This is a genomic window from Pseudooceanicola antarcticus (genome assembly GCF_900215355.1).
Lineage (GTDB): Bacteria > Pseudomonadota > Alphaproteobacteria > Rhodobacterales > Rhodobacteraceae > Pseudooceanicola > Pseudooceanicola antarcticus.
In genome coordinates, this window is record NZ_OBEA01000007.1 from 40,286 (window position 1) to 58,272 (window position 17,987).

Consider the following 17,987-nt stretch of genomic DNA (forward strand, 5'->3'; position numbering starts at 1 on the left):
GATCCTTCCGTGATCTGGTCCCGTCAGGGAGTTCTGCGCAGGCTCAGTAGAGCATGTCCGCGTTCAGACCGATGGTCACCGCGCCGATCACCTCGCGCGTGTCGGGGTCCGTGACCGAGACCGAGATCTGCCCCAGGTAGGCCTGGGTCGACTCGTCGAATTCGACGTCACCCACATGCACCGCACCCGGCCCGACCGAGAAGGTGTCCTGGAACTTCGCCTCGTCCCCCTGCCAGTAGTCCGAGGTAGGGCCGGTGGCGGCGACGTTCAGGCCATTGGCATCCATCAGGAAAATCTCGCTGATGGCACCGGCGGACTCGGTCGAGCGGGCGCGCAGGAAGTCCGAGGCCGGGTGCCCCAGCACCGCGTCGACCAGCGGCTGATCCCCGGTCCCAACTTCGGCCCGCCACTGCTGGTCGAGCGCGTCGATCTCGGCCTGCGGCATGGTCCCGTGACGGGCATTCTGGTCGCGGATCGCCTCTATGACGATCGGGTCGAAGACCCAGAGCAGCACTTCCGCCTCCAGGTAGTCGCGCATCGAGGCGTCATAGGGGTTGGCCTGGGCCCCCGTGCCGAAGCACAGGGTGAGGGACGAAAGGGCAATCGCCGAAGTGGCGAGAAACGAGCGAAGGGCGGTCATCTGCAATCCCCGATTGGCTGAATATCGGGCGGACCTTGGGGCAAAAGGCTTTCGGCGGGCTTAATTCCCGCCGCCCAACCTTCTCCCAGAGCACCAGTTTTGCAGAAAATACGCCGGATCTACCGGCGCCGGCACCTAGCCGAGCCCCGCCACGAGGCGGATCACCGTGAAGACGAAGGCCGAGAGCAGCGCCGCGCAGGGCAGCGTCACCACCCAGGCCCCGATGATGGTCATGAAGTGCGACCGCCGCACCAGGCGCCGCCGGCGGCGTTCCTGCGCGGGGTAGCGGCGGCCGGGCTCGGGGCTGCGTGGCTGCATGAACCATTCACGGAAGAAGCCGACGCCGAAGACGCCTCCGATCGCGATATGGGTCGACGATACCGGCAGGCCGAGGGCCGAGGCCAGGATCACGGTCACCGCGGCAGAGAGGGCGACGCAGAAGGCGCGGGTGGGGTTGAGGCGGGTGATCTCATGCCCGACCATGCGGATCAGGCGCGGCCCGAAGAGCATAAGCCCGACCGAGATCCCCGCCGCGCCGATCACCAGCACCCAGAAGGGCAGAGAGACGAACTCGGAGGGGACGCCTGCCCGCTGCGCCTCGACCAGCGCCGCGAGGGGCCCCACGGCATTGGCCACGTCGTTGGCCCCATGGGCGAAAGACAGCAGGGCGGCAGAGATCACCAGCGGCAGGCGGAAGAGCACCTTGAGAGAGGCACGGCGGTTCTCCAGCCCCTCGGCGCGGGCCCGGATCGCCGGGATCGACAGGCGCCAGGCCAGCGCGCCCGCGGCCAGCGCCATCGGAGCGATCGCCAGGGGCGTTGTCACCAGGCGGACCGGCAGCTTGAGCAGCAGGTAGGCGGTGAAGGCACCGGCCATCAGCCCGATCAGGCGCGGCAGCCAGCGACGCGCCGCCGCGATCTTGTCCTCGGCATCTAGAATGCGCCACTTGATCAGCGCCAGCAGCAGCGCCGCGACCAGCGCGCCAAGCAGCGGCGAGACCACCCAGCCGAGCGCCACCAGCCCCAGCGTGGGCCAGTTCATCGCCGAAAGCCCCCCCGCCGCCGCCGCCGCGCCGATCATGCCGCCGATCACCGCCTGGGTGGTCGAGACGGGCGCCCCGATCCAGGTGGCGACATTGACCCAGATCGCCGCGCCGAGAAGCGCCGCGATCATGGCGATGGCGAAGCTCGAGGAGGTCGAGACGAGCTCGAATTGCAGGATGCCACGGGACAGGGTCTCGACCACATCCGAGCCCGCGACCAGCGCCCCCGCGCTTTCGCAGACCACCGCCAGGGCGATGGCCCAGGCCATGGGCAAGGCCCCCGATCCCACCGCGGGGCCCATGTTGTTGGCCACGTCGTTGGCGCCGATGTTCAGCGCCATGTAGGCCGCCAGCGCCGCCGCGGCGACGATCACCAGCATGCCGGGCTCGCGTCCCGTCACCAGCAGCGCGATCAGCATCGAGAGCACGATGAAGACCAGCGAGATCCCCGCCCCGAGGAGCGGGCGCGACAGGTGGATGGCTCCGGCCTCCAGGACCGAGACGCGCTCTAGGTCGCGGTCGAGACTGCGCCATTCTCCGGGGCCGCGCCGTGCCGGTCCCTTCATTGCCGCGCCTCGGCGGTGAACCCGGCCAGCAGCTCCGAGAGCTCGGGCTCATGCACCGCGGCGGCGGCATCGGCGGGGCTCATCCAGACGCGGTCGCGCTGGCCCTTCTCGGGATAATCGTCATGCAGGCCGGAAACGGGGATGGCGAACACCTCGACCCGCGTGGGCACCGGCAGGCCGCCGTCCAGCCGTTTCTGGTAGTGGTAGCGGCCAACCAGCCGGGGACGGCCCTGAGGCTTGATCCCGGCCTCCTCCCAGGCCTCTTCCAGCGCCGTGCCGCCGGCGTCATGGCCGCGCTTGGGCCAGCCCTTGGGCAGCACCCAGCGGCCGGTATCGCGCGAGGTGATGAGAAGAATGCGCGTGGAACTTCCCTTGCCGCGATGGCACAGCGCCGCGACCTGGTAGCGCGCGGGTCGCACCATCAGGGGCACAAGAAAGGAGTTCCAGAATTGCCTCAACATTCCTCACCTATCGCGGGCCTTGTGGCCCGTCTGGTCCTGCCATTCGGCCTCTACGTGCCGTTGGCCTTCTCCGGTGCGAACAATTCGTACGAATGACGCTCGAAAAAGGATCGGGCTTGCTACCAGATCACCCGGCGATTGTGCAAGCCCCACGTAACACCCGGTTGACCGCCGGGCCCCTGCCCTGTTGCGGTTTCAGGCCAGCTCTGCGGCTGTCTCGCGCAGCATCTCGGCCGAGGCGCGCAGTGCCGTGGCCTCGGAATAGGACAAATGCGGGATCAGGGTCTCGGCCACGCCGTCGCGGCCCACCACGCGGGGCAGCGAGAGGGTGACATCGCGGACGCCCTCGATCTCGGGCACCCGCGCCGAGACGGTGAGCACGGCGCGCTGGTCATCGCGGATCGCCTGGACGATCCGCGCCAGCCCGGCGCCGATGCCGTACCAGGTGGCGCCCTTGCCCTCGATGATCTTGTAGGCCGCGCGGCGGACGTTCTGATCGATCTCGTGGCGCACCGCCTCGCTGATCGGCCGGCCCAGCTGATCGGCCACGTCGTCCAGGGTCTCGCAGCCCGAGCGGGCCGAGGACCAGGCCAGGACCTCGCTGTCGCCATGCTCGCCCAGCACATAGGCATGCACCGATTGCGCGGCCACGTTCAGGTGCCGTCCCAGCAGGTAGCGGAAGCGCGCCGTATCCAGGATGGTGCCCGAGCCGAAGACCCGCGCCGCCGGCAGCCCCGAGAGCTTCAGCGCCACCTCGGTCATGATATCGACGGGGTTCGAGGCGATCAGCAGGATGGCATCAGGCGCCACCTTGCCGGTCTGCGCCAGCACATCGCCGAAGACTTCGGCATTGCGGCCCAGCAGGCTGAGACGGCTCTCACCGGGTTTCTGTGGCACCCCGGCGGCAATGATGATCAAATCGGCCTCGGCCAGCGCCTCGTAGTCCCCCGAAGAGACCTGTGTCGGCTGGGCGAAGGGCATGGCATGGGCAATATCCTCGGCCTGTGCCAGGGCCAGGGCGGGGTTGTGATCGACCAGCACCACCTCGCTGGCCACCCCGCGCATCACCAGTGCAAAGCCCGCCGAAGAGCCCACCATGCCTGCGCCCACGATACCCACTTTCATCAGCCCGCTCCCTTGCCTGTCCAGGTTCCCGTTCCGGCAGGTTAGGCCGGGAGACGCGCCTTGGCATCCCCCAAGCCGGTCATGCCCCCCTGCAGGCCTCGCATGGCCCACCTTTGGCCCATTTCCGCGCCACTTCCAAAGACAGGGCACGGCGAAGGGCCCGCGCCCTGTTGCGCTTGGCCGCAGCTTTCGGGAAGCACCGCGTTTCGATCCGGGCAAATCATTCATTTTCAGACGCTTGCGCCTGCCCCCGCGCCACGCAGCTGAACCCCGACGGGGATGTCCTGCCACCCTTCGCAAGTTGAACCAAATGCGCGGAAGAAATCGCCGAAAGCAGAGGGCACTTAAGAGAACGGAAAGGGAAAGGGCCTATCCAACCCGCAGAAAACGCGAAGGAGCGCGCATGGGACTGTGGGGACAGACACGACATTCGGCCATGTCCGACAACGAACGCGCCGTGCTGCGCGTCGTCGAAGAGACTCAAGCCGTCATCCACTTCGATGCGAATGGCATCATCCTTGACGCGAACCGCAATTTCCTGAGCGCGCTGGAATATTCCGCCGAAGAGGTGATCGGAAAGCACCACCGCATCTTCGTCGAACAAAGCTACGCCGACAGCCCCGACTACCGCGATTTCTGGCACCGCCTGCAAGCCGGAGAGCCCATTGCCGACCAGTTCCCCCGCCGCACGCGCAGCGGCCGCCGGATCTGGATCCAGGCGACCTATGCCCCCGTGCGCGACAGCAACGGCAACGTGATCCGCATCACCAAGATCGCTACCGATGTCACCAAGCGCCGCAACACCATCGAACGGCTGGCCCAGGCGCTCGACAGCCTCAGCCAGGGCAATCTCACCGACCGCATCCCGCACAGCGGCATTCCCGATCTCGACGCCCTGGGCGCGGCCTATAACCACAGCATGCAGACCTTCTCGAACACCCTGTCGGAGGTGCAGACCTTCGCGGTGGACTTTGAAGCGCTCAGCCAGCAGATCGGCTCTTCGACCCACGACCTGTCACGGCGCACCGAAAGCCAGGCCGCCACGCTGGAGCAATCCGCGGCAGCGATCGAAGAGCTGGACGCCAGCGCACGGGTCTCGGCCGAGAATGTCCAGCGCGTGTCGCAGGCCGCCGACGAGACCCGCAGCGCCGCCGAGACCAGCGGCGCGCTGGTGCAGGAGGTGACCCAAGCGATGGAAAAGATCGAGAGCTCTTCCAAGGCCATCGCGGATATCCTGTCGGTCATCAACGACATCGCCTTTCAGACCAATCTGCTGGCGCTCAATGCCGGTGTCGAGGCCGCGCGGGCGGGCGAAGCGGGCTACGGTTTCGCCGTGGTCGCCTCTGAGGTGCGCTCGCTGGCCAGCCGCACTGCAGATTCCGCGCGCGAGATCCGCGGGCTGATCGGCGAAAGCTCGACCCACGTTGCCCTTGGCACCAGCCTCGTGGCGCGCACCAGCACCGAGTTGAACGAGATCTTCGACCGGGTCGATTCGGTGAATGTGCTGGTCAAGGAGGTGGCCCAGACGATCGAGCAGCAATCCACCACCATCGGAGAGATCAACAGCGCGGTCACCAGCCTCGACCAGGTCACGCAGCGCAATGCGGCGGTGGCCTATGACACCGCGGAGGCCACCCGCGACCTGGCGCAGAAGAGCGCGACCTTGAAGGATCGCACCGGGAATTTCGTCATCTCCAGGGGCAGCTCCTCCTGGGAGGTGCCACAAGGCGCGGCGGTTCTGCAGGCCTCCTGACCGCTGCAAGGTCAGGCCGGCAGCCCCTCGAAAACACCCCGGCGCTCTTCCGGAGGAAATGGTGCGGGCGACGGGACTCGAACCCGTAAGCCATTTAAGGCGCAAGATTTTAAGTCTCGTGCGTATACCAATTTCGCCACGCCCGCCGCATCGACAGATTTGGCATGAACCGCGGGGCAATTCAAATACTGCCGTGCATTGCGGGTGTTTTTCCTGAAGGAAAGAATTCCGGCTCCGATTGCATCCCCCGCGCGCTATCGCCGCGCATCGGAGCCGGGGTCCATTCCAATGCCAGCACCCCCGCTGCCAATGCGCGCCCGGCTCTCGGGGGAAATGGCTTTTTCCGTCTAACTTGCGGTTCCAACCGCGGCTCCGGCAGGCACGGCCACTGGCGCGCGCTGAGCGGCGTGGGAAACAGGGCCTTGGTGGAACCTCGGCCCCGCCGCGGGACAGCATCAAGGCCAGCCACTCGGCTGCGCCTGACCCTCGGGCCGGGACCCGCGCCGCGCTGGTGCCCCGCCTGCCCCCTGCCCTTATTGAGGCCACCGCCCTGCCAGGGACCTCACCTTGCCGACAGCGCCCGAATTTGCGCTTGACCTGCGCCGCGCGGCACCCCAGCTATTCGCCATGTTTCCATTGCGCGATCACAACCCCTCAGAGGGGACACCCTTCGTCACCTACCTGCTGATCGCGGCCAATGTGCTGATCTTCCTGTCCTATTCGGGATTGATGGCCGATCCGCGGGCCCTCGGCGCCTTCTTCGGTGAATATGCCATGATCCCCGCGCGGGTCGCATCGGGCGATGGCAGCTACACGCTGATCACCTCGATGTTCCTGCATGGCGGCGTCATGCACCTGGCGGGCAACATGCTGTTCCTGTGGATCTTCGGCGACAACCTGGAAGACGAGATGGGCTTCCTGGCCTTCTACCTGGCCTCGGGCGTGGGCGCGGCGCTGGCCCATCTGGGCTTCTCGGCGGGCTCGACCGTGCCGACCGTCGGCGCCTCGGGGGCCATTGCCGGGGTGCTGGGGGGCTACCTGCTGCTCTACCCCAGGGCCAAGGTGGATATCCTCTTCATCATCGTGGTGATCTTCCGGGTGGTGCCGGTGCCCGCCTGGCTGATGCTGGGCCTGTGGTTCGCCATGCAGGTCTTCAATGGCGTCGGTGCCGATCCGACCACCGGCGGCGTGGCCTACTGGGCCCATGCGGGCGGCTTCGTGGTGGGCTTCGTGCTGACCCTTCCTGTCTTCCTGAAGCGTGGCGGCCCGGCCTATTGGAACCGCACCCTCGGCCGTCCGCCCAACCCCGAAGCGACCTACAGCTTCTCGCGCTCCAGCGTGCCGACGGTGCCCCGCCGCCCCAAACGAAAAGACGCCCCGGCCGGTAGCCAGAGCGTCATTCCTCGCGTCCGCAAACGCAGGCCGCGCGATCCCTGGGGCTGAGACCCCGGGCCGCGCCGGCCGCGATCACTCGTCGCGGATGATCTTGGAGAACTTGTCGAAGAGCGGCTCGTTGGCGCAGAGCACCGTGCCATCGGCCAGGATGTCGCCCTCGGGGTTCACCGGCTGGATGAAACCACCGGCCTCACGCACGATGACCAGGCCGGCCGCCAGGTCCCAGGGCTTCAGGCCACGCTCCCAGAAGCCGTCGTAGCGGCCCGCGGCCACATAGGCCAGATCGAGAGAGGCAGCCCCCCAGCGACGCACACCCGCACAGGCCGGCATCAGCCGGGCCAGGTCCTTCAGGGTGGCGGGCAGGTTGCGCGAGGCGGCGAAGGGCACGCCGGTGGCAAAGACGGCCTCGATCATCCGGATGCGGCCCGAGACGCGGATACGCATGTCGTTCATCCAGGCGCCTTCGCCCTTCTCGGCCACGTACATCTCGTCCTTGGCGGGGTCATAGATGACACCGGCGACGATCTGTCCCTTGTGCTCGAGCGCGATCGAGATCGCCCAATGCGGCATGCCATGCAGGAAATTGGTGGTGCCATCCAGAGGATCGACGATCCAGCGGCGGGTCGGGTCTTCACCCTCTTCCTCGCCGCCCTCTTCGGCCAGCCAGCCATAGTTGGGGCGGGCTCCCATCAGCTCTTCCTTCAGGATCGCCTCGGCGGCGATATCGGCGCGGCTGACGAAGTCTCCGGCCCCCTTGACCGACACCTGCAGGTTCTCGACCTCGCGGAAATCCTTCACGAGGGAGCGACCCGCTTTGCGGGCGGCTTTCATCATGATGTTGAGATTGGCGCTGAAGGACATGGGGTTGGCTCCGTTATACGAGTGGCGCGTATAGACGCCCCCGCGCCACTTGCCAAGGCCTCATGACCCTTGCATTTCAGGCAATATGCCCCGCGGCTCGGGAACGTGGTAGCGCGATTGCACCAGTCCCGAGGGCCAGGAGCGGGTCGCCTCATGGGTGAGTGTCAGGTCCCCGTCCAGCGCCCCGAAGAGCGGCAGCCCCGCGCCAAGCAGCACCGGGACCCGCGTCAGCACGATCTCTTCGATCAATCCGGCGGCCAGGAAATCGCGGATCACGGCGCCGCCATCGACATAGGCGCGCTCCCATCCACGGCTGGCCAGCTCGGCCATGACCTGCTCGGGCGGCGCCGAAAGCACCTCGGCGGTGGTCCCCTCCACCGGGCCCGGCGGCAGGGTATGAGAGAGCACGATCACCGGCAGCTCATAGGGCCAGTCCCCGAAGCCCCGCACGGTTTCGTAGCTGGCGCGGCCCATGACGATGCCATCCATGCGGGCGATGAAGTCGGCGTAGCCGTAATCCTCGGCCCCGCCCTGGGGCAGCCAGTCGAGCGCGCCGTCGGGGCGTGCGATGAACCCATCAAGGCTGGTGGCGATGAAAACATGTCCGCTGGTCATGAGCCTCTCCCTTTGCCCCAGCAAAGCCGCGGGCTGCGGCTTGTGCAAGTACCCTGCTGACCGGGGATGTCAGCACTCAGCGTCCCTTGTTGCCCTGCAGCTTCACCGCCTCGGTGCGGGCCAGCTTGGTGAAATGGGCCATGAAGGGCTTTACCGCGTCCTCGCTGCGGCAGGCGGCATACATGCGCCGCTTAAGCTTGCCGTCACCAATGGGCTTGGTCACGTAGTCGGGATGATAGCGCACTTCGCGCATCACCCAGTCGGGCAGCACCGCCACGCCGCGCCCGGAAGCCACCAGCAGCAGGATGACTTCGGTCAGCTCGACCTTGCGCTGCTGTGCGGGCTCGACGCCGGCGGGGGCGAGCAGCATCTTGAAGACATCCAGCTTGGCCCGGTCCACCGGATAGGTCAGCAGGGTCTGATCGGCCAGGTCCTCGGCGGTGATCAGCTTCTTGGAGGCCAGCGGATGGCTGGCGGCGGCGACGAAGACCGGCGAATAGTCGAAGAGCGGCGCGAAGGTGATGCCGGGCATGTCGGCGGGATCAGAGGTGATCACCACGTCGACCTGCTCGCGCTCAAGCGCCTCCATGGCGTTGAAGGCCAGGCCGGGGCGGATATCCACGTCGACTTCCGTCCAGGCGCGGCGGAAATGTTCCAGCACCGGCAGCAGCCAGTCGTAGCAGGCATGGCATTCCAGGGTGATGTGCAGCCGTCCCGCGCTGCCGTCGCGCAGGTGGTCGAACTCGGCTTCCAGAGCCTCGATCTCTTCCAGCACCCGCTCGGCCACGCGCAGCATCCGCATGCCGGCGGAGGACAGGCGCATCGGCTTGGTGCGGCGCACGAAAAGCTCCATCCCCGCCTGATCCTCCAACCCCTTGATCTGGTGTGACAGCGCGGACTGGGTGATGTGAAGGCTCTCTGCCGCCTTCTGCAATCCGCCGGTCTCGTGGATCGCGCGGATCGTCCGCAGATGTCTCAGCTCAAGATGCATACCCAACCGACCTCATGATTATCGTGAGAATTATGAAGTTGTCTCATTTTCAGCGATGCGCGACAAGAGCACAGTTCTACTCAGGAGAGATCCATGACCGTCCCCGCCGTTTCCTTCGAATTCTTCCCCCCGAAGAACCTCGAGGCCTCGTTCCGCCTCTGGGATACCGTGCAGGTACTCTCTCCGCTCATGCCGCGCTTCGTCTCGGTGACCTATGGCGCGGGCGGCACCACGCGCGAGCTGACCCGCGATGCGGTCGGCACGCTGCACAAGAACACCGGGCTCAATGTCGCCGCCCACCTGACCTGCGTGAATGCCACGCGGGACGAGACGATGCAGATCGTCGAGGGCTTCGCCAAGGCCGGCGTCACCGATATCGTCGCCCTGCGCGGCGACCCGCCCAAGGGCGAGGGCCAGTTCACCCCCACCCCCGGCGGTTTCGCCAACTCGGTCGAGCTGATCGAGGCGCTCTCGGCCACCGGCCAGTTCACCCTGCGCGTCGGCGCCTACCCCGAGAAGCACCCCGAGGCCGCCGACAGCGATGCCGATATCGCCTGGCTGAAGCGCAAGATCGACGCCGGGGCCGCCGAGGCGCTGACGCAGTTCTTCTTCGAGCCTGAGACCTTCCTGCGCTTCCGTGACCGCTGCGCCAAGGCCGGGATCGAGGCGCCCATCGTGCCCGGCATCCTGCCGATCGAGAACTGGCCGGGCCTGCGCCGCTTCGCCCAGGCCTGCGGCACCGCCATCCCCGCCTGGCTGGACGATGCCTTCGACAAGGCGATCCGCGACGGCCGTCAGGACCTGCTGGCCACCGCGCTCTGCACCGAGATGTGTGACACGCTGCTCTCGGAAGGGGTCGAGAAGCTGCATTTCTACACGCTCAACAAGCCCGAGCTGACCCGCGATGTCTGCCACGCCCTGGGCGTGACGCCCCGCGCCAAGCTGGAAAAAGTCGCCTGAGTCCCCCCCCTTCTCACGCGCCATGGAAACGCCCGGCCTTCACGGTCCGGGCGTTTTCTTTTCTGTCGCCCGCCGGCCAGTATATGTCCGCATAGCAGTTGCGCCTGCCGCGATGCGGGATTAGCCTTCCCGCGGGAGGACCAGACATGGCAGAACAGGCAGAAGCGCAGCGGGCAGAGATGACGGGGCTCGAGGCGCTGCAGGCGATCATATCCGGCAAGCGCGACGGGCCCGCGATCTCCAGGGTGCTGAACTTCCGCATGGAAAGCGCGGCAGAGGGAGAGGTCTCGTTCCTTGGCACGCCGATGCCCGATTTCGCCAATCCGGCCAATACCGTCCACGGCGGATGGTACGGCACGATCCTGGACAGCTGCATGACCTGCTGCGTGCTCTCGCGCCTGCCCGCCGGGCGCGGCTGCACCACCCTGGAATTCAAGGTCAACATCCTGCGCCCGGTCCCCTATGGCATGCAGGTCCGCGCCACGGGCCGCACGCAGCACGTCGGCCGTCGCACCGGCGTCGCGGTCGGAGAGCTGATCGGCGTCGAGGACGGGCGGCTCTACGCCACCGGCTCGACCACCTGCGCGGTGCTGGAACTGCCCAAGGGCCAGAGCTTCTGAGCCAAGGCCGCCCTCAGCCGCACCACGCCCCGCACATCACCAGGCTGAAAATACTCCCGCCGGAGGCGGTCGGGTCGCTGGCGCTCTGTCAGGGATGATGCGCCAGCTGCGGGCCGGTCGGATAGGTACCACGGGCCAGGGCGGAATCATGCAGCCGCTCTGACGGGTCCGCGCCCACCACCCGCACCTTGCGCAGCAGGAAGAGCTTGGCCAGGCCGCGCCATTGCCCGACCGAGGGCGCATGCAGATCCGTGGGGAAGCGCGCGCGCCAGTTCGGCGGCAGCGGCAGCCCCCGGAACTCGGCCTGCCCCAGCATCCAGACCAGCGGCAGGTTCGACAGCCCGCGCGCCTCGTTGAAGCCGCCCAGCTGGCCGCCCACGTCGCCATGGGTGCCGGGAAACCAGACCTGCTCGAGCCGGCCCTGCCAGTTAGGATCGCTCTTCCACATCACCGGCGCATAGACCTGACGGGTTTCCTCCAGCGCCAGGGCATGGAAGCCCGACTTCACGCAGTCCGAGAGCGCATGGTTGTGGAAGGCGTGTTTCGCCTCTGCCAGCCGCCAGAGCAGCGGCAGCCGCAGCCCGAGGCTTTTCACCGTGTCGAAGGCACCGATCATCTCGATGTCGACCTTCGGGTGGCAATTCTTGTCATGGAAGGCGCGGATCGCCTCGGCGCTGCCGCCCTCCTGGTAAAGCCTGTAGGCTTGGCGCACGTTGCGTTCGGTGGCGCGGGGGCTGCGCACCAGCCCGACCTGGTCGATCACGCCCGCCAGCGAGCGCACCGCATAGGCGCCACGGGAATAGCCGAAGAAATAGACCTTGTCTCCGGGCCGGTAGCGCGAGGCGAGGTAGCCATAGGCGGCGCGGATCTTGCGATTGATGCCCCGTCCCAGCAGCACGTCTATGGTATTGCGCCAACTGTCCCACTGGATGCCCGCCTCGTAGTAGACCGACAGCGTCGAGCTGGCCTGCCCGGCGAGCAGGGAATAAATCAGCCCGACATTGCTTTCCTGCCCCTCCTCGAGAGAGGACATGGTGCCGTCAAGGATGACCACATGGGTGACCGGGCCACGCCCCGGCGCACCTGCGGCCCGGCGCTGACGCCGGAACCATCCGCCCGGCCGAAGCCGGGCGACAAGACGTTCAAGCGGCCGCTTCACTGCCCTCTGCAGCCTCCCTCAGCGCCACCCAGACCCTCTCGGGCGTGAAGGGCATGTCGGCGCGCGTCACCCCGCGCGAGGCCAGCGCATCCATCACCGCGTTCGAGGCCGAGGCCATCGAGCCCACGGTGCCGGCCTCGCCACAGCCCTTCATCCCCATGGGATTGCGGGTCGAGGGCACGGGCTCGGTCGAGAAGGCGATCATCGGCACGTCGGCGGCACGCGGCATGGCGTAATCCATGAAGGTGGCCGTCAGAAGCTGGCCGTCCTCGTCATAGGTGACGTTCTCCATCAGTGCCTGGCCGATGCCCTGCACGACACCGCCATGCACCTGGCCCTCGGCCAGCATCGGGTTGATCAGGTTGCCGAAATCATCGACCACCGTATAGGCCTCGAGCGTCACGCGGCCGGTCTCGGGGTCCACCTCGACCTCGGCCACATGGGCGCCGTTCGGGTAGGAGCGGCCCGGCAGCGCCGCCTTTTCCTCGTGCACCAGCAGCTCGGGGCGGCTCGCCTCGCGGGCCATCTCGGCCACGTCGATCATCGTCGGCGCGGCGTTCGAGCCCTTGATGCGGAAGCTCTCGTCGTCGAAGCTGACGTCTTCGACCGCGACCTCCATCTTCTCGGCCAGGAAGGTGGTGAACTTCTCGATCATGGTCGAGGTCACCGCCAGCGTGGCATTGGACTGCGTCGTCACCGAGCGCGAGCCCCCGGTGCCGCCGCCGGTGGCGATGCGGTCGCTGTCGCCCTGCACCACGCGGATCAGATCCATCGGGATGCCCGTTTGATCAGAGAGGAATTTCGCATAGACCGTCTCGTGCCCCTGGCCGTTGGACTGGGTGCCCACGTAGATGTTCACCGTGCCATCGGCGTTGAATTCGACCTTCGCGGTTTCGGAAGGGTCCCCCAGAATGGACTCGATGTAATAACAAAGTCCCAAGCCGCGCAGTTTTCCACGGCTTTCGGATTCCATCCGCCGCCCCTCGAAGCCCGCACGGTCGGCGGCCTGGGCCACGGCATCCAGCAGGCGGGGGAAGTCGCCGACGTCGTAGTTCTCGCCCGAGACGGTCTCGTAGGGGAACTGGTCCCGGCCAATGAAGTTCTTGCGGCGCAGCTCCCAGCCGTCGACACCCATGTCGCGGGCGGCGTAATCCATCATGCGTTCCAGCAGATAGTTCGCCTCGGGGCGGCCCGCGCCGCGATAGGCGTCCGTCTGGGCGGTGTTGGTGTAGAAGCCCTCGGCCTCCAGCAGCGCGGTCTGGATGTCGTAGACGCCGGTCAGCACGCGGGCGAAGAGGTGGCTCTGGATCAGCTGGCCGAAGTTCGAGTTGTAGGCACCGAGGTTGTACTTGGTCTTCACGTGATAGGCGGTGATCTTGTGATCCGCGTCGAAGCCAAGGGCGACCTCGTGGGTCAGGTCACGGGCGCCATTGTCGGTCAGCATGGATTCGGTGCGGTCCGCGGTCCAGCGCACCGGGCGGCCAAGCGCCCGCGATGCGAAGGCGCAGGCCACGTATTCGGGATAGGTCTTGGCCTTCATGCCGAAGCCGCCGCCCACGTCGGGGTGGGTCACGCGAACATTCTCGGGCGCGAGGCCGAAGAGCTCGGACAGCTCCTTCTTGGCCCCCCAGACCCCCTGGCCGCCGAAGCACAGGTGCAGCTTGTCGCCGGCCCATTCGGCATAGCAGCCGCGCGGCTCCATCGAGACCACCATGACGCGGTTGTCCGAAACCTCGGCGCGCACCACGTGGGCCGAGGCCTTGAGCGCGGCGTCCACCGCCTCGGCATCACCAAGCGCGTAATCGACGCCACGGTTGCCCGGCACGTTGTCATGCAGATCCGCAACCTGCGGGGCCAGGAAGGTCTGCACCGGCAGCTCGTCATAATCGAGCATGATCATCTCGGCGGCATCCTTGGCCTCGGCCAGGCTGTCGGCCACGATCAGCGCCACGGCCTCGCCGACAAAGCGCAGCTTGTCCTCGGCCAGGATCGGGTGGCGCACCTCGGCATTCTTGCTGCCGTCGCGCCCCGGAGCCAGCGCCGCCGAGAGGCCTCCGGTCAGGCCGCCCTCGTGCAGGTCGGCACTGGAGATCACCATGTGCACCCCCGGCGCCTCGCGCGCATCGGCCAGGTCGAGCTCGGTGATCACCCCATGGGCGACAGGAGAGCGGAAGACATAGGCAAAGAGCGCATCTTTCGGCGCGACATCATCGACATAGCCGCCCGCGCCGGTGACGAAACGCACATCCTCGACCCGCGTGACCGGCTGGCTTTTACCGAACTTTTCCATGAGCCTGCTCCCCTTCCCGGTTGCTTCGGCCCGAAGGGCCCTCGGTGGCGAGACTATCTTTTCAGACCGTATAGTCCATAGCCACGGAAGGGTTTTTCTGCGTCACGCGAAAGCTGGCCCATGCCGCGCCGCACCGGGGGCCGGCGGGCCTGGCCCGGCATGCCGCGCCCCTCTCTGCCCCGCCCCTCCATCCGGCACCGGAACGGCCCGCCGGGGCCCCTGCCCCCGCGCCAGGGGGTGCCGCGTGCCATGGCAGCGGTGGCCTGCGGGCAGGCAACTGCCCCGTCCGGGGCGGCAGGGCTTCACCTTCACCGCCCCTTGCGCTATCCCCTCGGGCCAGAACAGACGCCCTCAGTCATACGGGATACAGCCAGATGGCCATGGAAAAGACCTTCGACGCCGCAGCCGCGGAACCGCGCATCTCTGCCGCCTGGGAAGAGGCCGGCGCCTTCAAGGCCGGGGCCAATGCCAAGCCCGGCGCAGAGAGCTTCTGCGTGATGATCCCGCCGCCCAACGTGACCGGCGCGCTGCACGTGGGCCATGCCTTCAACAACACCCTGCAGGACATCCTGACCCGCTGGCACCGGATGCGCGGCTTCGACGTGCTCTGGCAGCCCGGCCAGGACCACGCCGGCATCGCCACCCAGCTGCAGGTCGAAAAGATGCTGGCCGCCGAGGGCAACGCTGGCCGCCGCGAGCTGGGCCGCGAGAAATTCCTCGAGAAGGTCTGGGAATGGAAGGGCCAGTATGGCTCGACCATCATCAGCCAGCTGAAGCGCCTGGGCTCGTCCTGCGACTGGTCGCGCAACGCCTTCACCATGGCAGGCGCGCCGGGCGATCCGCGCACCGGCCACGAGAACTCGCCCAATTTCCACGACGCCGTGATCAAGGTCTTCGTGGACATGTACAACAAGGGCCTGATCTATCGCGGCAAGCGACTGGTCAACTGGGACCCGCATTTCGAGACCGCGATCTCTGACCTGGAAGTCGAGAACATCGAGGTCGCGGGCCACATGTGGCACTTCAAGTACAAGCTGGCCGGCGGCGAGACCTATACCTACGTCGAGAAGGACGAGGACGGGAACGTCACCTTCTCGGAAGAGCGCGATTACATCTCCATCGCCACCACCCGCCCCGAAACCATGCTGGGCGACGGCGCCGTGGCCGTGCATCCCGATGACGAGCGCTATGCGCCCATCGTCGGCAAGATGGTGCACCTGCCGCTCTGTGATCGCCTGATCCCGATCGTGACGGATGAATACCCCGATGCCTCCTTCGGCTCGGGCGCGGTGAAGATCACCGGCGCGCATGACTTCAACGACTACATGGTCGCCAAGCGCTGCGGCCTGCCGATGTACCGCCTGATGGACATGGCCGGCAACATGCGCGCCGATGGCAACGCCTACGAGACCTGCGTGGCCCGTGCCCGGCAGATTGCCGAAGGCGCCGAGGCCACCGAGATGGAGATCGACACGCTCAACCTGGTGCCCGAGAAATACCGCGGCATGGACCGCTTCGAGGCGCGCGAGGCCGTTGTGGCCGACATCACCGAGGCCGGCCTGGCCGTGATGACCACCGCGTCGGACCCCCGCCTCGGCGGCAAGCGCCCGGACGGCGAAGAGGGCGAAGAGATCGTGCCGCTGGTCGAGGCCAAGCCGATCATGCAGCCCTTCGGCGACCGCTCGAAGGTGGTGATCGAGCCGATGCTGACCGACCAGTGGTTCGTCGACAGCGCCCAGATCGTGAAGCCCGCGCTGGATGCCGTCCGCGAAGGCCGCACCAAGATCATGCCCGAGAGCGGCGAGAAGACCTATTACCACTGGCTCGAGAACATCGAACCCTGGTGCATCTCGCGCCAGCTCTGGTGGGGCCACCAGATCCCGGTCTGGTACGGCATCGACCTGGGCACGCTGAAATCCGGCGGCGAAGGCGATCTCGACCTGGTCGACATGCTGAAGCTCTTCATCGACGAGCACATGGTCCACATGGGCGATGTCGAGGCCTGCGGTGCCGAGGTGGATGACGTGCTGTCGCGCTTCCAGGACCTGAACGCCGACCTGCCCTCTCCGCTGTCCCACGCCCGCATCGTCGAGGTCGAGGACAAGAAGGCCGCCCAGCATGCGCTGGCCGAAAGCCTGGCCGAATACACCGCCACCCAGGACCCCACCAAGCTGGTCTACCCGATCTGGCGCGATGCGGATGTGCTGGACACCTGGTTCTCGTCCGGCCTCTGGCCGATTGGCACCCTGGGCTGGCCGCAGCAGACGCCCGAGCTGGACAAGTACTTCCCCACCTCCGTGCTGATCACCGGCGAGGACATCCTCTTCTTCTGGGTCGCCCGGATGATGATGATGCAGCTCGCCGTGGTCGAGCAGGAGCCCTTCCATACCGTCTACCTGCACCAGCTCGTCCGCGACGAGAAGGGCAAGAAGATGTCGAAGACCACCGGCAACGTCATCGACCCGCTGGAGATCATCGACGAATACGGTGCCGACGCGCTGCGCATGACCAATGCCTCGATGGCGGCCATCGGCGGCGTGCTGAAGCTCTCGGAAGAGCGCATCAAGGGCTATCGGAACTTCGGCACCAAGCTGTGGAACGCCACCCGCTTTGCCGAGATGAACGGCGTCTTCGCGGCCGGCGCGCCCTCGAAGGAGGTCCCCGTGGCCACCGCGACGGTCAACAAGTGGATCATCGGCGAGACCGCCAAGATCCGCGAAACCGTCGATGCCGCGCTTGATGCCTACCGCTTCAACGAGGCCGCCCTTGGCCTTTACGCCTTCGTCTGGGGCAAGGTCTGCGACTGGTATGTCGAGCTCTCCAAGCCCCTGCTGGCCGAGGACGCGCCCGAGCTGGCCGAGACCCGCGCCACCATGGGCTGGGTCATCGACCAGTGCCTGACCATGCTGCACCCGATCATGCCCTTCATCACCGAAGAGCTCTGGTCGACCACCGCGCAGCGCGACGGGCTGCTGGCGCACAACGACTGGCCCACCTATGGCGCCGAGCTCATCGACCCCGCCGCCGATGCCGAGATGAACTGGGTCATCGCGCTGATCGAGAGCATCCGTTCGGCCCGCGCCCAGATGCATGTGCCCGCAGGCCTCTACGTGCCGCTGGTGGTCACCGGCTTCTCGGACAGCGCCCGCGCCGCATGGGAAAACAACGAGACCCTGATCAAGCGTCTTGCCCGCGTCGGTGATCTTGAGGTGGTCGAGAGCTTCCCCAAGGGCACGATCACCCTTCCGGCAGAGGGCGCGACCTTCGGCCTGCCGCTGGCCGACGTGATCGACGTGGCCGAAGAGAAGGCGCGGCTGGAGAAGTCGCTGCAGAAGCTCGCCAAGGAGATCGGCGGCCTCGCCGGGCGCCTGAAGAACCCCAAGTTCGCCGAAAGCGCCCCCGCCGAAGTGGTGGCCGAGACCCAGGCCAACCTCGACGCCCGCCAAGGCGAAGAGGCCAAGCTCAAGGCGGCGCTGGAGCGGATGAACGAACTGGGCTGATCCCGGACA

General features: G+C 66.9%; 14 protein-coding genes and 1 tRNA gene. 5 read left to right on the forward strand and 10 right to left on the reverse strand.

Features of this window, described 5'->3' with window-relative positions:
• Positions 1 to 43: 43 nt before the first annotated feature.
• From CRO50_RS16505 to CRO50_RS16520, 4 genes are all read right to left on the reverse strand, one after another.
• On the reverse strand, positions 44 to 640 hold the full coding sequence (locus CRO50_RS16505) for a cache domain-containing protein (RefSeq protein WP_097147039.1): 597 nt from the start codon (positions 638 to 640) through the stop codon (positions 44 to 46).
• 135 nt (positions 641 to 775) lie between these two features.
• Positions 776 to 2,248 (reverse strand): inorganic phosphate transporter, encoded by a 1,473-nt coding sequence (locus CRO50_RS16510; protein WP_097147040.1) that lies wholly within the window; start codon positions 2,246 to 2,248, stop codon positions 776 to 778.
• Positions 2,245 to 2,709, reverse strand: a complete 465-nt coding sequence (locus tag CRO50_RS16515) for an NUDIX hydrolase (protein ID WP_097147041.1) — start codon at positions 2,707 to 2,709, stop codon at positions 2,245 to 2,247. The genes CRO50_RS16510 and CRO50_RS16515 overlap by 4 nt, the downstream gene beginning before the upstream one ends.
• 195 nt (positions 2,710 to 2,904) lie before the next feature.
• The gene (locus CRO50_RS16520; protein ID WP_097147042.1) at positions 2,905 to 3,834 is read right to left on the reverse strand and encodes an L-lactate dehydrogenase; all 930 of its coding nucleotides are present in this window, start codon (positions 3,832 to 3,834) and stop codon (positions 2,905 to 2,907) included.
• Between the two features lie 403 nt (positions 3,835 to 4,237).
• Between CRO50_RS16520 and CRO50_RS16525 the strand changes: the two genes are divergently transcribed.
• Positions 4,238 to 5,587, forward strand: a complete 1,350-nt coding sequence (locus CRO50_RS16525) for a methyl-accepting chemotaxis protein (protein WP_097147043.1) — start codon at positions 4,238 to 4,240, stop codon at positions 5,585 to 5,587.
• Between the two features lie 59 nt (positions 5,588 to 5,646).
• Here the strand turns inward: CRO50_RS16525 and CRO50_RS16530 are convergent.
• Positions 5,647 to 5,733, reverse strand: a tRNA-Leu gene (locus CRO50_RS16530).
• A gap of 481 nt (positions 5,734 to 6,214) precedes the next feature.
• Between CRO50_RS16530 and CRO50_RS16535 the strand changes: the two genes are divergently transcribed.
• On the forward strand, positions 6,215 to 7,030 hold the full coding sequence (locus CRO50_RS16535; protein WP_097147231.1) for a rhomboid family intramembrane serine protease: 816 nt from the start codon (positions 6,215 to 6,217) through the stop codon (positions 7,028 to 7,030).
• Positions 7,031 to 7,054: 24 nt separating this feature from the next.
• Here CRO50_RS16535 and CRO50_RS16540 read toward each other — a convergent pair whose 3' ends face one another.
• The 3 genes from CRO50_RS16540 to CRO50_RS16550 form a co-directional block, all read right to left on the reverse strand.
• Positions 7,055 to 7,843, reverse strand: coding sequence for an inositol monophosphatase family protein (locus CRO50_RS16540; RefSeq protein ID WP_097147044.1), 789 nt, complete (start codon positions 7,841 to 7,843; stop codon positions 7,055 to 7,057).
• A 60-nt stretch (positions 7,844 to 7,903) separates the two neighbouring features.
• Positions 7,904 to 8,458 carry a dihydrofolate reductase family protein gene (locus CRO50_RS16545; RefSeq protein WP_097147045.1) on the reverse strand — a complete coding sequence of 185 codons (555 nt, stop codon included), beginning with the start codon at positions 8,456 to 8,458 and terminating at the stop codon, positions 7,904 to 7,906.
• A 76-nt stretch (positions 8,459 to 8,534) separates the two neighbouring features.
• Positions 8,535 to 9,449: a LysR family transcriptional regulator gene (locus CRO50_RS16550; protein WP_097147046.1), complete on the reverse strand. Its 915-nt coding sequence runs from the start codon at positions 9,447 to 9,449 to the stop codon at positions 8,535 to 8,537.
• Positions 9,450 to 9,542: 93 nt separating this feature from the next.
• On the opposite strand from CRO50_RS16550, the gene metF reads away from it, so the two are divergent.
• Both metF and CRO50_RS16560 read left to right on the forward strand, forming a co-directional pair.
• Positions 9,543 to 10,409, forward strand: coding sequence for a methylenetetrahydrofolate reductase [NAD(P)H] (metF, locus tag CRO50_RS16555; RefSeq protein WP_097147047.1), 867 nt, complete (start codon positions 9,543 to 9,545; stop codon positions 10,407 to 10,409).
• 146 nt (positions 10,410 to 10,555) lie between these two features.
• Positions 10,556 to 11,029, forward strand: coding sequence for a PaaI family thioesterase (locus tag CRO50_RS16560; protein ID WP_097147048.1), 474 nt, complete (start codon positions 10,556 to 10,558; stop codon positions 11,027 to 11,029).
• Positions 11,030 to 11,117: 88 nt separating this feature from the next.
• Here CRO50_RS16560 and CRO50_RS16565 read toward each other — a convergent pair whose 3' ends face one another.
• Complete coding sequence (locus tag CRO50_RS16565) at positions 11,118 to 12,188, reverse strand: DUF2235 domain-containing protein (RefSeq protein ID WP_097147049.1); 1,071 nt, start codon at positions 12,186 to 12,188, stop codon at positions 11,118 to 11,120.
• Entirely contained in the window at positions 12,172 to 14,478 is a 2,307-nt protein-coding gene (locus tag CRO50_RS16570) for a xanthine dehydrogenase family protein molybdopterin-binding subunit (RefSeq protein WP_097147050.1), read from the reverse strand. The genes CRO50_RS16565 and CRO50_RS16570 overlap by 17 nt, the downstream gene beginning before the upstream one ends.
• A gap of 374 nt (positions 14,479 to 14,852) precedes the next feature.
• Between CRO50_RS16570 and CRO50_RS16575 the strand changes: the two genes are divergently transcribed.
• Positions 14,853 to 17,978 (forward strand): valine--tRNA ligase, encoded by a 3,126-nt coding sequence (locus tag CRO50_RS16575; protein ID WP_097147051.1) that lies wholly within the window; start codon positions 14,853 to 14,855, stop codon positions 17,976 to 17,978.
• Positions 17,979 to 17,987: the final 9 nt, after the last annotated feature.